The 14,692-nt window shown below is 68.1% G+C and carries 8 protein-coding genes and 4 pseudogenes; 9 read left to right on the forward strand and 3 right to left on the reverse strand.

From position 1 onward, the window contains the following. Positions 1-250: 250 nt before the first annotated feature. Positions 251-397, reverse strand: a pseudogene (locus ACIRQH_RS37020) (WhiB family transcriptional regulator); the annotation flags it as partial. 399 nt (positions 398-796) lie between these two features. On the opposite strand from ACIRQH_RS37020, the gene ACIRQH_RS37025 reads away from it, so the two are divergent. The 7 genes and pseudogenes from ACIRQH_RS37025 to ACIRQH_RS37055 all read left to right on the forward strand — a co-directional run bounded on the left by ACIRQH_RS37025 (position 797) and on the right by ACIRQH_RS37055 (position 10,585). Beyond that, on the forward strand, positions 797-1,864 hold the full coding sequence (locus tag ACIRQH_RS37025) for a protein kinase family protein (protein ID WP_404229709.1): 1,068 nt from the start codon (positions 797-799) through the stop codon (positions 1,862-1,864). A 25-nt stretch (positions 1,865-1,889) separates the two neighbouring features. Beyond that, positions 1,890-3,025, forward strand: a pseudogene (locus ACIRQH_RS37030) (transposase); the annotation flags it as partial. 321 nt (positions 3,026-3,346) lie between these two features. Then, on the forward strand, positions 3,347-3,724 hold the full coding sequence (locus ACIRQH_RS37035) for a hypothetical protein (RefSeq protein ID WP_404229466.1): 378 nt from the start codon (positions 3,347-3,349) through the stop codon (positions 3,722-3,724). Positions 3,725-3,728: 4 nt separating this feature from the next. Continuing rightward, positions 3,729-6,476, forward strand: coding sequence for a VWA domain-containing protein (locus ACIRQH_RS37040; protein WP_404229469.1), 2,748 nt, complete (start codon positions 3,729-3,731; stop codon positions 6,474-6,476). Beyond that, the gene (locus ACIRQH_RS37045; RefSeq protein ID WP_404229472.1) at positions 6,476-7,888 is read left to right on the forward strand and encodes an extracellular solute-binding protein; all 1,413 of its coding nucleotides are present in this window, start codon (positions 6,476-6,478) and stop codon (positions 7,886-7,888) included. Before ACIRQH_RS37040 ends, ACIRQH_RS37045 begins: the two co-directional genes overlap by 1 nt. A 94-nt stretch (positions 7,889-7,982) precedes the next feature. Continuing rightward, a pseudogene (locus ACIRQH_RS37050) lies at positions 7,983-8,460 on the forward strand (IS6 family transposase); the annotation flags it as partial. Between the two features lie 325 nt (positions 8,461-8,785). Further along, positions 8,786-10,585: a S8 family peptidase gene (locus tag ACIRQH_RS37055; RefSeq protein WP_404229475.1), complete on the forward strand. Its 1,800-nt coding sequence runs from the start codon at positions 8,786-8,788 to the stop codon at positions 10,583-10,585. Between the two features lie 843 nt (positions 10,586-11,428). On the opposite strand, the gene ACIRQH_RS37060 is transcribed toward ACIRQH_RS37055, so the two are convergent. Beyond that, entirely contained in the window at positions 11,429-11,809 is a 381-nt protein-coding gene (locus ACIRQH_RS37060; protein ID WP_404229477.1) for a winged helix-turn-helix transcriptional regulator, read from the reverse strand. Positions 11,810-11,858: 49 nt separating this feature from the next. On the opposite strand from ACIRQH_RS37060, the gene ACIRQH_RS37065 reads away from it, so the two are divergent. Both ACIRQH_RS37065 and ACIRQH_RS37070 read left to right on the forward strand, forming a co-directional pair. Next, complete coding sequence (locus tag ACIRQH_RS37065; RefSeq protein WP_404229480.1) at positions 11,859-12,602, forward strand: alpha/beta hydrolase; 744 nt, start codon at positions 11,859-11,861, stop codon at positions 12,600-12,602. A 303-nt stretch (positions 12,603-12,905) separates the two neighbouring features. Beyond that, a pseudogene (locus ACIRQH_RS37070) lies at positions 12,906-13,264 on the forward strand (Ku protein); the annotation flags it as partial. A 406-nt stretch (positions 13,265-13,670) separates the two neighbouring features. Here the strand turns inward: ACIRQH_RS37070 and ACIRQH_RS37075 are convergent. Beyond that, positions 13,671-14,657 (reverse strand): AraC family transcriptional regulator, encoded by a 987-nt coding sequence (locus tag ACIRQH_RS37075; RefSeq protein WP_404229483.1) that lies wholly within the window; start codon positions 14,655-14,657, stop codon positions 13,671-13,673. Positions 14,658-14,692: the final 35 nt, after the last annotated feature.

A 14,692-nucleotide genomic window follows, 5' to 3' on the forward strand; every position in this document is an offset into this window, starting at 1 on the left:
CAACATCATCCACCCACCCATCCTCACCACCCTCAACCTCACCCCCCAACGCGGCAAAACCACCTACACCGAAATCGAACAACTCCACAACAACAACCGCAACGACGGCGGGGACAGCAACAGCAGCACCACCACCTGAAACCGACACCCCAACCCGCCAGGCCCAGGACCCCAACCCCGCCACCTGACCACGCGGCCAACAGCGCGGTCGATCCAGGGCCGTTGTTCAGGCGAGCGAGCCTTCTCCTCGTCAGCCGACCCGCGTCGACATGCTCACCCGGCCCGCTTCAAGCACAGAAGGCCAGGAGACAACATTCGGCCTTCGCCGCAGAAGAGATCTGCGCTCCCGCTCGGCCATACCGCCCCACACCCCGAACTCGATGCCGTCATCCAAAGCTGCGCGGCGGCCGCCCAGGGTGCTATCTGCTGTAAGCGGCGATCACCTCGTTCCACGCCGAGGCGTCGACGTATGAGGAGACGAACTGGCCACAGAGCGTGGCCCTTACGACAGGCTGCGGCAGCCACCTACGAGCAGGCGCTGAAGCTGACCAGACCTGTACCGGTGCAGAGCACTTGTTCCGCGGCTGCCGTATTCCTGGCACGTTCGAGGCGGCGCCCCTGTAGGGGAGCGGAACGCGGGTGCAGGCGCTGATCTTTGACAGCCCGACCCGGTCCACCGATTCCGCTCAGCTCCTCATGACCTGCACCTACAGTCCAGAGGTAGCTGATGAACACTCACGGACATGATGGAGACGAGGTCGACGCGTCGATGCAGGTGGTAGTTGAGCCTCCCGACATGTCGGAAGAAGCGCGCTTGGCTGCCTACAGCACCGTTTCCACATCACTCGCCCTGCGAAGTGATCACCGGCTGGCCGAACTCGTGGACGCCGCCGTGCCGGTCGGCTCCAGTATCGGCGGGAAGTCCGCCCTGATGGAGGTCGACGGAAAATCGGTCTTCGTGAAACGGGTGCCGCTTACGGACATGGAACGGTCGCCGAAGCACGTACGGTCCACGGCCAACCTGTTCGGTCTTCCCACCTACTGCCAGTACGGCGTCGGCGGGCCCGGATTCGGTGCGTGGCGGGAGCTGGCTGTTCACATCATGACGACGAACTGGGTGCTCGAAGGCCAGTACCGAGGGTTTCCGATGATGTATCACTGGCGTGTACTGCCGGACACAGCCTCGCTTCCCGAAGAGCTCGCGGACGTGGAGCGGGCCGTGGCCTATTGGGGAGGCCGCTCGGAGGTACGCCGCCGTATCAAGGCGCTTCAACAGTCCTCTGCCAGCCTCGTACTGTTCCTGGAGTACATCCCTACGACGCTTCACGAGTGGCTCACCGAGCAGGTGCAGGCTGATGCAGAATCTGCCGACCGGGCTCTCTCCCTGGTGGAGCGCGAGCTGAGAGCCGGCACGGCCTTCATGAACGCTCGTGGGCTCCTGCACTTCGACGCCCATTTTGAGAACATCCTGACGGACGGCCAGCGTCTCTACTTCACGGACTTCGGCCTCGCCCTCTCCTCTCGATTCGATCTGTCACCGTCCGAGACACGCTTCTTCCTACTGCACCAGACCTACGACCACTGTTACACGGTCAGCTGGCTGGTGAACTGGCTGATCACTGCTCTCTACGGATACGAGAGGAACGAACGCGTGGCACTCATTCACGCATGCGCCGATGGAGAGAAACCACCGGACGGGCCGCCACAGGCCAGGGCAATCCTCTCCCGCCATGCACCGCTCGCCGCAGTGCTGACGGACTTCTACCTCAAGATCCAGGAGGAGAGCAGGGAGATCCAGTACCCGATAAAGGCACTCCGCCAAGTCCTCGAAGCGACACGTCACATCGTTGCTGAACAGGCGTAACAGTCCCTCGGGTTGGCGCACCAGACGGCCCGCTGCCCACACCTCACCGGAGCGGATCCTCTGCCACACCTACGGGCGAGGCAAAGACCAGCACATTTCCGTCCCGGGCTGGCCCTACTCCATCGTTTGCGCGGTGGAGCCGGGCCGCAGCTCCTGGACCGCGCCCCTGGACGCGCGGCGTCTGGCACCCGGCGACGACGCCGCGACCGTCACCGCACGGCAACTGCGTGACCTGGTTGAGCGACTCATCGCTGTCGACCAGTGGCAGGCCGACGACCCGGACATCCTCATCGTCGCGGATGCCGGCTACGACGCACCCCATCTGGCCTTCCTGCTGAAGGACCTGCCTGTCCAAGTCCTGGCCCGGATACGGTCCGACCGCGTCATTCGCAGGTCCGCCCCGCACCGGCAACCGCACACCACGGGCCGCGGCCACCCCGGCACGGCGCCGAGTTCGTCTTCGGCCGACCCGACACCTGGGGCACACCGGACGTCGAAACTCTCAACCCCACCCGCCTTTACGGCACCGCTTTCGCCCGCTCCTGGGACCGTCTGCACCCGAAACTGACCCATCGCTCGTCCTGGGCAGCAGCCGACGGAACCCTCCCGATCGTCGAAGGCACGGTGATCCGACTGGACATCGACCACCTGCCAAGTGGAGCCACTCCAAAGCCAGTCTGGCTCTGGTGGTCGGGCACCGACGCCGCCCCCACCGACACCGACCGCCTCTGGCAGGTCTACCTGCGACGCTTCGACATCGAGCAGACCTTCTGCCTGTTCAAACAGACCCTCGGCTGGACCTGCCCCGAGATCCGCACTCCTGAGGCAGCCGACCGCTGGACCTGGCTCGTCCTCGTTGCCTACCCCCAGTTGCGACTGGCCCGCACCCTGGCTGCCGACCGCCGCCACCCCTGGGAGAAACCGAGATCCCCGGACAGGCTCACTCCAGCTCGCGTCCGCCGCGACTTTCGGCACATCCGCCCACAGGCAGCTTGCTCGGCCCAGGCACCAAAACCCTCCCGCCCGGGCACCGGGCGGCCACCAGGCCAGAAGAACACCTGGCCCGCACCACGCTCCGACGTGCACACATCCGGCAAGAGACAGTCACCCAAGCGGCGAAAGAAGAAAGCAACTACCCCACGACCACGCCGCACAAGTTAAAGATCAAGTTAGGCCACCGCGCGTTCCGTAGGTGTCGACGACCCCCTTCCCGGCCGGCCCCACGCGAGCCGTGCCGTCGCCCGTGCGGACTCCGGCGGTAAAGGGGCCGTCGTCGTCCACGACTTCAGACACTTCGACCCGAAGGAAGACGCCACGCCGGCCGGCCGGACAAGGCCGGCCTGGCTCCAAGCCGTTCAGTAAGACGCCACGTGAGGCGCCGCAGTGCGACTGAAGCCTGCGAGCCGAAGCCCACACTCGAGACCGGCACGCTCGCCGCGCACCCCTCCCACGGCGCCAACAGCCGTGCCATGATGATGAGTTATGACTGAGGGGGAGGATGTGGCTACCCGTGCGATCCGGGTTCGGCTGGACGGAACCGCGAATCAAAGCGACATCGGCGCTCTGAAGAAATGGCTGGAGCGGGAGAAACCGCTGGAGGACCTGGTCAGAAACGGTGATCTGCGGATCCAGGAGTCCGCCGGGACCGACGAACAGGGGACGGACGAACACGGCACGCCCATGGGCGCCGGCATCGAGATCCTCATGCTGTTCTCCGGGGCGGCCGCGCAGACTGTCTTCGACACTGTGCTGAGGCAGGTGGGAAGAGGCGTCAAAGCCTGGTACGAAAACCGCCGTTCCGTGGAGAGCGGCGATCCGCCCGACTACGACGTCGACCCGGTGAACCTCGACGAGAGGTAGACCGGTGCTCCGCTTCGACCCGAGTGGAGAGGTGAACCGGGCGCTACTGATCGGCGTGTCCGCGTACGACTCCACGCGGCCGAACGACCCGCATGGCGTCCCCGGCGACCTCGCCGCCGTGGCCCACAACCTCCCTGTCCTGGAAGAGGCGTTGCTGCACAGCGGCGTCTTCCGCAAGGGAGAGATCGTCGTCTCCGGGTCGCCGTACCTGGACGCGTTCAGCGAGTCGCTGCGCACCGCCGCCGACGAGGCCGAGGGGCTGCTCCTCTTCTACTTCGCGGGTCACGGGGCCGTGCCCAGCGCGGGCGACGAACTCTGGCTGCAGATGCGCAACGCACGTGTCGTGCCGGGCAGTCGGGCCGTGTTCCCGGGCGCCGATCCCTTTTCCAGCGTGCTGACCGTACTCGCCACGAGCCGGGCCAGGGTCGTGGTCGTCGTCCTCGATTGCTGCAACGCGGGCAACGCCGCCCAGGTGTGCGAGGCGCTCGCCGACCGGCGTCGCTTCTCCGTGCTAATGAGCGTGCAGGCCAACAATCGGATCGACGCGGGGGACGACGCGACGCCCACCCCGTTCACTGCGCGGCTTGCGCGGCTGCTCGAAGAGGGTATCGACAGGCGGGCCACCGGCGTGTCGTTCCGGGATCTCTCGGAGGTGCTCACAGCGCACATGGGCACCCACCACCGGACCCTGCGCAACGAGCCGTGGGAGCCGCAGCGTTGGGGCGACACGGACCTCCTGATCTCCAACCCTTCCAGCCCCTCCAGTCCTTCCAGCGGGATACCGACCACACCCCCGGCAACCATCCCGGGAATTCCGCCGCCTTCCGTGACCCCGCAGCGGAAGGCCTCGAAAAGGGCAACCGAGTCCGGCGGTGAGCGGGAACGGCAGTCCCGCTCACCGCGGCAGGGGCAGCCGGCGGAGGCAACCAGAGGCACCGGTGGACTGCCGTGGTGGCAAGACCTGTTCACCCGGCTTCGCGCCTGGACCCTGGCCATGCCGACGGCCGCCGGACGGGTGCTGCTGTGGCTGCGACGCAGGGCCCGCCGCGCGGCGGTCGCCGCGGCCGTCCTCACGGCCACGGGCATCGGCGGCTACCTGGCCTTGGCCGGCACCGGCCTCGACCAGTCATCCTGCGGCCCGCCCCTCGAACTGCGACTGCTCACCGACCCGGACATCGAATCCACCATCCGCAAGGCCGCGGACGCCTACCTGACCTCCACGGCGAACACGACACCCGGTGGCTGTCGGCGCAGCGGAATCACGGTGTACAGCGCGGGCTCGGCAGACGCCGCGGCGGGCTTCCACGACCAGTCGGATCCCTGGCAGCGCCCCGTCAGCGACGACCTCGACCCCCAACGCGACATCGGTCCGCAGCCGGACATCTGGATTCCGGCATCATCCGCGAGCGTGGCCCGGGCACAACCGGTGGAGCCGCCTCGCAAGTACCTGACGCTGGAACCTGACGGCCCGTTCGCCTACTCACCGATGGTGCTGTCCGTGCCTCGGAACATGGGCGAGGCCTCGGTGGGCGACCGGACGGAGAATCCGCTCACCACACTCAGGGGGAACCTCACCCGACGGCAGAAGGACGCCGACGTGCGGCGCACGGACCCCGAGTACACGGATTCCGCGCTGCTGGCGACCATGGGCCTGTACGGCACCGGCGCGGCCGGAGTGAGTGAAGCCGAAGCAGGCGTGGCGCAGTCGGGACCGCCCTCGCTCACGGGCTCCGATCTGCTGTGCACGCTGCCGGACGACGGCAAGACCGACGACCGCACCGCCGCGCTCGTTCCCGAGTTCCTGATGGTCAGCGGTGTCAACTGCGACCGGACGACACGCAGCCCGCGGATGGCCGAGTACCCCACAGACGTGCCGGCCCTGGACCCCACCTTCGTCCGCGTGCGCTGGCAGGGCGCCGACCGCGACAGGTCGGCTCGCGACGAGGCCGTCAGGCGCTTCCGGACCTGGCTCACTCACGGCGGCGGCACGGCCGGCAAGCCCGCCGGGGGTCTGGACGTCTTCGGCGAAGACGGCTTCCGCGACGTCTCCGGCGCTCACGACTTCCTCACCGCGCCCGACACGGACGCCGGGACCCTCGCCCACCCCGGACGCCTGCCCGCCCCCGCCGATGCCGACGCGATGGCCACAGCTCTGCAGCACTACCGGAACGCCAACGGCCCTGGCCAGGTTCTGTTCCTGCTCGACAGTTCCGGTTCGATGGGTGACCTTTGGGAGGGGCCGGGCGGTGCCCCCGGCATCCTCGAACAGTCGCTCGGAGGTCTCGGCGACCGGGACGAGTACGGCGTCTGGTCCGTGGCCTCACGCGGCGGCCGACCGTCGGACGTGCTGCTGCCCTTCGCCCGCCACCGGCGGGCGGACGCCGAGGAAACGATCGACCGCAGGGCAGCGGTCCGTGACGCCGAGTCCGATCCGGACGGCGCGCTCAGGGCGGCCTTGGAGTTCATGGCCGGGCGGGGCAAGGACGACGAGCACCCCCAACTGATCCTGTACGTCACCGACGACGAGGACAACAATCACCTCACGGGCGGAAGACTGGACGCTCTCCTCAACTCGGTGCGGGACAAGGGGATTCCGGTGATGATGGCAACCCTCGACAGCGGCGGTTGCGACCAGGGCAAGCCGGACGCGCGCATCTCCGAAGCGAGCGGCGGCCGCTGCCTGGACACCAAGGGCGACCTCGTCGCCGGCCTGCGCGACGAGGTCGCCCGCACCGGAACGGGAGACGAGTGATGCGATCGCGGACACCGGCCCTGCGGTGGGTGCTGGCCACGCTCCTCACGGCCTGCACGGCCTGCACCGGCGGCAGCGCCCCCGCGGAGTCCGGTACCACGGCCGTTCCTGACCGCTCCGGGGACATCGTCGTAGCCAGCGGGCGGGACGTCACGGGCAAGGGTGGCATCCGCCAGCAGCTCATCGACACGTGGAACGCCCGGCAGGCCCGGCTGCACACGGGCCGCCACGCCCGCCTGGTGGAACTCCCGGGCTCGGCGGACCAACAACGCAGCCAGCTCCTCGGAGCGCTCCAGTCCGACAGCGCGCAGTACGACGTGGTCAACCTCGACGTCACATGGGTGCCTGAGTTCGCCGAGGTGGGACTGATCCGCCCGCTGCCAGGCATGGTGGACGCGGACGTCATCCCCTCCGTGGCCGGTACCGCCCGGTGGAACGGGAAGGTCTACGCGGCGCCGTTCAACAGCGATGTCGGGTTGCTCTACTACCGCAGCGACTACCTGAAGAGGGCGGGCGTCCAGAACACCGATCTGAGCAAGGGCCTGGACTGGGCAAGGCTGAAGGAGCTGATCGGCACCCTCGACGAGACGAGGGGCAAAGACAGACCGAAGGGCTACGAGAAGGGCTGGACCGCGCAGTTCGGCGCTTATGAGGGCCGCACGGTCAACGGTGTGGAAGCGTTCGCGTCCGCCCAGGACGCCGTCACCCTCACCGACGGCGACGGCCGCTACACCGCCTCGGTGCAGGATCTGGAGAACGGCCTCGCGGAACTGCGCGACCGTACCCAGGGCCCGTACCTCCTCAAGGACGCCCTCCACTCTGACGAGGGCGAGTCGCTCACCGACTTCGCGGACGGCCGGACGGCGTTCCTGCGTCACTGGCCGTACGCCTACCGCACTCTGCACCAGTCCCTGCGCAGCACGCAGTTGGGCGTGGCGCCGCTGCCCGGGAAGGCGGTACTCGGCGGGCAGAACCTCGCGCTCACCCGGTCGTCCGGACAGGAAGCCGGGGCACGTGACTTGATCAAGTTCCTGACCGGCGTGGAGAGCGAGCGCTGTCTGCTCGACGCGGGGTTCGCCGCCACACGGAAGTCCGCCTACCAGAACAATGACGTCATCTGCCGGTCCGAGAGGCCCTCCGCAGCCGCGAGCGCCACCGCGTCCCCCTCGTCGTCCGGCGAGAGCACCGACCGGATGCCACGCGACGACCACGGACGACCCCGCTACGCCCGCGACGTCCTTCTGCCGGCGCTCACCGAAGCCGTGTCGCGCCCGCGTACCCCGCTCTACGGCGCGTTCACCCAGACCTTCACCACGGAACTCGGCAAGCTCTTCACCGACGACCCACCGAGCGACAGCGAACTGGCCAAGGATCTGAACGAGTCACTCCGGCGCGTTCTGCCGGGCGGCTGAGCTCCCCTGAGGGCGTTGTCACGTTGGCTGACTGGGGGATGATCTTCGGGTTGATCATGCCGGAGGTTGATCATGCCGGGAGGGGGGCTCGTCCGTGGAGAGCGCGCCGCCGTCGTACCGAGGTCATCGGTATCCGGTTGAGGTCATCTCCCACTACGTGTGGCTGTACTTCCGATTCCCGCTCAGCATCCGCGAGGTGGAGGAGCTGATGCTCCAGCGCGGCGTGATCGTCTCGCATGAGACCGTCCGCCGATGGTGCTTGAAGTTCGGGCAGGCCTACGCCCACGCGCTGCGCTGTCGACGGGCCCGACCGGCGACAAGTGGCATCTGAACGAGGTCTTCATCAAGATCAACGGTGAGCAGAAGTACCTGTGGCGGGCCGTCGACCAGGACGGCAATGTGCGCGACATCCTTGTCCAGAACCGCCGGGACAAGGCCGCGGCCAGGCGATTCCTTCGCAAACGCCTGAAGAAGACCGGCACAGTGCCGAAGGTTCTCGTCACCGACAAGCTTCGCTCCTACGGCGCGCCCACCGCGAGGTCATGCCGTCCGTCGAGCACCGGCAGTCGAAGTACCCCCACGCCGGCCGCGGCCGCTCCAAAGCGAGCGGAGCGGCTGCGGGCGCACCTCGGTCAGCCACCACGCCGGCAGCCGGTCCACCCCCTCGGCACTAGGTCGGCTGCGTACGCCAGGGCGCGGTCGACGTCGCCGAGCTCCCGGTGAATCCTGATCCTCCGACGCCCGGAGCACGTCTCTTTTCAGCCACTCCCCTATAACGCCCCTGCACGGAAAGGTACTTCCGCACGGGAGCACGCGCCTGACATCTTGCATCCACCACTCGTTTCGTACGGCCCCGCCGGCGCCCTCAGCACGGCCGGGCTGTCTCCGGAGGACGCATTGATACCCCACATATCCAGCCGGACTAGACGCACGCTGGTCCTGGCGGCCACGCTCGGCACCGCCCTCGCGTTCGGCGCCCCGGGCGCCCTCGCGGGCACGCTCCCCATCGCCCCCTCCCCCGTGCCAGCCGCCAAGGCCCACGCTCCGGCCGCCGTGCCGGCTTCCCAGAGTGCGACCTGGGTGGCCGGCACGCGTGCCTACCTCGTGATCACCGCCCCCGGTGACAGTTCGGCGGTCCGCTCCGCGATCGCAGCCAACGGCGGCACCGTCTTCTCTAACTTCGACGCCATCGGCGTGATCGTCGCCCACTCGGCGTCCAGCGAATTCGCCGCCACCATGCGTGGCGTCGCCGGCGTGCAGCAGGTCGGCGCCACGCGCACCTCGGACGTCCCGGCCGACGCCTACAACCCGGCGCTCCCGGCCAATCCGGCCCAGGCCTCGACCCCGGCCGGAGAACCGATCCGGGCCGACATGAGCCAGATCAAGGCCGACCAGGCCTGGGCCGTGAACCCAGGCTCCGCCTCCGTCACCGTCGGCATCCTGGACACCGGTGTGGACGACCAGCACCAGGACCTGGCGCCCAACTTCAACGCGGCCGACTCGGTCTCCTGCGCCTACGGCAAGCCCGACACCCGTGCCGGCGCCTGGCGGGACGTCGACACGCACGGCACCCACGTAGCGGGCACCATCGCCGCGGCCAAGAACGGCAAGGGCGTCGTCGGCGTGGCCCCCGGGGTGAAGATCTCCGCGGTCCGGGTCGCCGAGCCGGGCAACTCCTTCTTCTTCGCCGAGAACACCATCTGCGGTTTCGTCTGGGCCGGTGACCACGGCTTCAAGGTCACCAATAACAGCTACTACACGGACCCGTGGCAGTTCAACTGCCCGGACAACATCGACCAGGCCGCCATCATCGAGGGCGTCAAGCGCGCCCAGGAGTACGCCGAGGGCAAGGGCTCCCTCCAGATCGCCGCCGCGGGCAACGAGAACTACGACCTCGCCCACAAGACGACCGACTCCGCGAGCCCGAACGACTCGACGCCGGTCACCCGCACCATCACCAACGCCTGCCTCGACATCCCGACCGAGCTGCCGGGCGTGGTCACGGTCGCGGCCAACGGCACGGGCGTCACCAAGGCCTCGTTCTCCAACTACGGGCAGAGCGTCATCGACGTCGCGGCGCCGGGCAGCAACGTGTACTCCACCGTCCCCGGCGGCGGCTACGGCAGCAAGAGCGGCACCTCGATGGCCACCCCGCACGTGGTCGGCGTGGCGGCGCTCATCGCCGGCGCCAACCCGGGCATCACCCCGGCGCAGATCCGCGCCAAGCTGGCCGCCCAGGCGAACGACATCGCCTGCCCCTCGGACAGCCGCTGCACGGGCACGACGGCCAACAACTCGTTCTTCGGCGAAGGACAGGTCGACGCCCTCAAGGCCGTCGGGACCACCCCACCACCCGGCAAGTACTTCGAGAACCTCGCGGACTTCGCCATCAACGACAACGCGACCGTGGAGAGCCCGATCGCCGTAACCGGTGTGACCGGCAACGCCCCGGCCACCCTCAAGGTGGGTGTGGACATCAAGCACACCTACATCGGTGACCTGAAGGTCGACCTGGTGGCGCCGGACGGCACCGTCTACACGCTGCACAACCACGCCGGCGGCAGCGCCGACAACATCGCCCAGACCTACACCGTAAACGCCTCCTCGGAGGTCGCGAACGGCACCTGGAAACTGCGCGTGAACGACAACGCCGCCTCCGACACAGGCAAGATCGACGCCTGGAACCTGACCTTCTAGCGCAGGACCCGGCAACGCCCGCGTACAACACGCACTGCGCCGGCGACAGCTCCTTGCCCGCGGCCACGGACACGGCGGGCCGCGGCCTGTTCGGCCAGGGCTGCGAACTCCTACGTGGCAAAGGCATATGGGCCTCGGCGGCGGTGAACGCCGCGGAGGCCCACATGCCGGAGGCGTCCAGGAAGGCCGCGAACGGCCTGAGGCCGGCGTCCAGCGCACCGTGCGCCTCCCTGAGGATCTGCAGGGCCGTGTCCGCGCTGCCCGTACGGGCAGCGCGGCCGCCGCTGCGCGCGCCGCGGTCCCGAGGAGTGCCGGCCGGCTCGACCTGCTGACACCCGCGTGGCGGCGCAAAGGGCGCGGCCGAGGGTCTGACCGGCGCGCCCGAAGGTCTGTCCGGCGGCATCGAGCCGCGGCAGGATCACCCGGCGACCTGATGGAAGCGCTCGCGGGCGCACCACCCCATCAGCCGTACGTGGTCCCAGGGGTGTGTCAATTTGACGGCTGATCTTGGTTGTTGGGGTTCAGTTGTTGGCCGGGGTGAGCCGGCCCTCGAAGGCGATCTGGAACGCGTTGAGGGGTGCCTTCCAGCGCATGGTCCACCTCTTGCGGCCCTGCCGGTCGGGTCGAGCAGTCCACAAGTGCCGACAACTGGCCTCTCCAGCGCGCCGCCGCATCCGGGCTTCACCGGCGTCCCCGGCTCCAGCAATGCAAGGCGCCGCCATCGTCAGGGACTTCAAACAGGCATGGGCAGCAAAAGAAATCATGCGAGCCAGACTGTCTGCCCGACTCACAGACCGCTCAAGCAGTGCCCTTCTCGATCACCTGTCCGGCGGCGGCCACGGGTTAGGTGTCGGAAGTGGTCGAGTCTTGCTGCGCCGCTTCCTGGAAGTTGGCGACGGCGGCGGCGTACCTCTTCGCCCAGTCGGTCAGGGCCGCGATGGGTTCGGTGAGGGTTAGGCCGAGGTCGCTCAGGCTGTACTCGACCCGTGGGGGTGCCTCGGCATAGGCACGTCTTTCGATGAGGCCGTAGCTCTGAAGTCTGCGCAGTGTTTGGGTGAGTACCTTCCGGGAGACGCCCCCAACGAGGTCGACGAGTTCACCATGCCGACGGGGCCCGCGACTGAGGGCGAACACGACAACGACCGCCCACTTGTTGGTGATGATCTCGGTGGCGAGCCGGGCGGGGCAGTCGGCGAGGAAGACGCTTCCGGCTGAATCGCGCATATCCGAAGGTTACCAGGAGGTACCTATCGGCTCAGTAGCGTATTTCTACATGAGTACGTCACACACGAAAACCTATGTTCTTGTCCATGGTGCCTGGCACAGCGGGCGCGTCTGGGACCGGGTGGTTCCCTTGCTGAGCCGAGCCGGGCATCAGGTGTACGCCCCTTCGCTGACCGGCCACGGCGAGAAGGAACACCTGCTCACTCCAGACGTCGACCTGGACACCCACGTCGGCGACATCGTCGCTCTCCTCAACAAGTGGGATCTCACCAACGTGGTCCTCGCCGGGCACAGTTACGCCGGGATGGTCATATCCGGCGTGGCCAACGAGGTCCCGGACCGGATCGCGCACCTGGTCTTCGTCGATGCGATGATCCCAGCTGACGGTGAGAGCACGCTGGACGTCATGCGGGAGAACACCCAACGACTGATCGACGCGGCCGCCGCCTCCGACGTCCCCTGGCGCATCCCGCCCGTGCCGGAAATGCCCGCGCCCATAGGTCTGTTCGGGGTGACTGACCCTGCGGACACGGCGTGGCTGCGCACCATGCTGTCGGACGAGTCGGTGCGCTGCTTCCTGCAGCCGGTCCGGCTGGACAACCCGGCCGTGGACGCGATTTCCCGGACGCACATCCACTGTGTCGGCAGTACGCCGGGAGACGTGACGGGCCGCCCCGTTCGGTCGGTGCAGCCAGGCGTCGCCGCGTCGCAGGTGTGGGAGCTGCGGAGCGGCCATGACTGCATGGTCACCGTGCCGGGCGCACTCGCCGACCTGCTGTTGCAGGCTGGCTGACTGGTTGCCTGGCGCAGGGCATTGATGTGGCCGCAACTTGAGCGAGATCACCCGGTGACGGCCCGTCATACTGGCTTGTTGCGAAACCACATACAGAGGCAGGCACGGGCTCGTGACCATGCAGGTGTCGAGTCCACATGGCCACAACCGAAGGCTATGCCTACCGGTCATCTTCTCCTACGCCGTCGGACCTGGCGCAACTGGCCCGCGGCGCAGCGGCGGCATACGCCCGCAGCCGCTCCGCCCTCACCCGTCAGTTCAGGCTGGGGGCTTCGTCTGCCATGGCTGTCCGTACGAAAGCGGCTCCCGGTCCTCGACGAGGAGTTGCGGGAGATGCTGCTGCCGACAGCGAGGCGATCGAGAACGAGGCCTTCGTCCCGCTGGAGTCGATCGACCCGATCCAGATCGGCGACGGCCACTACCTCCAGCCCGACGGCCAGGTCGCGGCCAAGCCCAACACACTGCTGCGCAAGGCCCTGGAGCGGTCATCGAAGGTGGCCATCGCGAAGTACGCATGGTCCGGCCGGGAGCGCCTGGGCCTGCTGCGGGTGCGGGACAACGTGATCGTGCTCCACGCGATGCACTGGGCGGACGAGATCCGCGACCCGGCCGAGCTGAAGCCCGAGGATGTGAAGCTCACGAAGAACGAGATCGCCGAGGCGGAGCCGTCCCCGAGCAGCTGACCTGAGAATCCTTCGGAAACCATGCGGTGAGTCAAGGGCTCCCGCCCCGACGTGGTGCTGGCCACCGGGAGCCTTGTCGCGGTGTGCCGCGCATACGGTTGAGGTCCGGGCCGGCGCCGACCCTGGCCCGAACCTCAACCGGTGTCGGGCGGTACACCGTGGCGGAGTTCAGGCCGCAGCGGCGCTCCCGACCTGCCCGCGACGGTTGGGGCGCGGCGGGCAGCGGCCGGCCCGAAGGGGTGGGGACGGGCCGGCCGATGTCCGCGCGGCGGACCGTAGAGGCGGACGCGCGAACACCACGAATCTAGGGCGTGATGGCTGCCGCGCACGATCCACTGAGCGCGGTCGTTGTCCGCAGAGCGCGGAGCGATGGCGTGGGACGTGGTCAGCCGGAACGCAGTGTCTGCGAAGGGAACTCGCCGAAGCGCGCTCGGTAGCGGGACGCGAAGCGGCCCAGGTGGTCGAAGCTCCAACGATGGGCGACCTCGCTCACGGTCACTTCGTCCGGCGCGCTGCGGCGCAGCTCTTCGTGGGCGCGGGCGAGGCGGACGTCGGTGAGGTAGGTCAGCGGGCTCATGCCGACGTACTGCTGGAAGGCCTCTTGGAGCCGCCGCACGCTCACTCCGGCCAGAATGGCCAATTCCCCGACTGTGAAGTGGTGTTGCGGCATGCAGTGCATGGCCTCGACAGCGCGTTTGACGGGGCCGGGGCGCAGGACGGGTTTTGGTTGGTCGAGCTCGTCGCGGTAGCGGTGGCCGGTGGCGAGGAGGAGCCCGGTCAGCAGGGCCTCCTGGAGCGGGCGGGCGACCATCGGCCGGGCGAACAGCCCGCCGGCCTGCATCTCGTCGAACACTGCGCGGATCATACGTACCCAGCTCAGGCCCGCGCCGCGTGCGACGTCGAGTTCGGGCGCGAGGACGACGGGGGCGCGCAGCGGTCGGCCGAGAAGGCGTTCGAGTTGATCGTTGAGGGCCTTTGAGTCGATCTTCACGGCCAGCATCGAGCAGTCGGTGCTCACTCGATCCAGGACCGTGTTGCCGTGCGGCTGGAACACGGCGGCGTTCGCCGTGGTCGCCACCGCGCTGGTGTGCGTTCCTTGATGCCAGGCCAGGTGGCCGTCCAGAGGGACGTCCACGTGGTAGGCGCCGAGTTCCCCGAACCGTATGCGTACCTCCGCGCCGAACGAGAGTCGTCCGAGGGTGAACGGGCCAGTTGCGGCGATGTCGTACCGCGCCATGAACTCAGTGGTGCTGCCGTCAGGAACGTCGATGAAGTTGGCGTAGAAGCGTTCTTGGATGACCTGCCGAGCCTTGTCCACATCGGTCGTCCGGAACTTCATCAAATCCTGACCCTGGTTGGGCGAGTGATACATACCGCGAGCTCCTGCGCCTTTGGACCATACGTGGA

It is taken from the genome of Streptomyces sp. NPDC102279, from assembly GCF_044766365.1.
Lineage (GTDB): Bacteria > Actinomycetota > Actinomycetes > Streptomycetales > Streptomycetaceae > Streptomyces.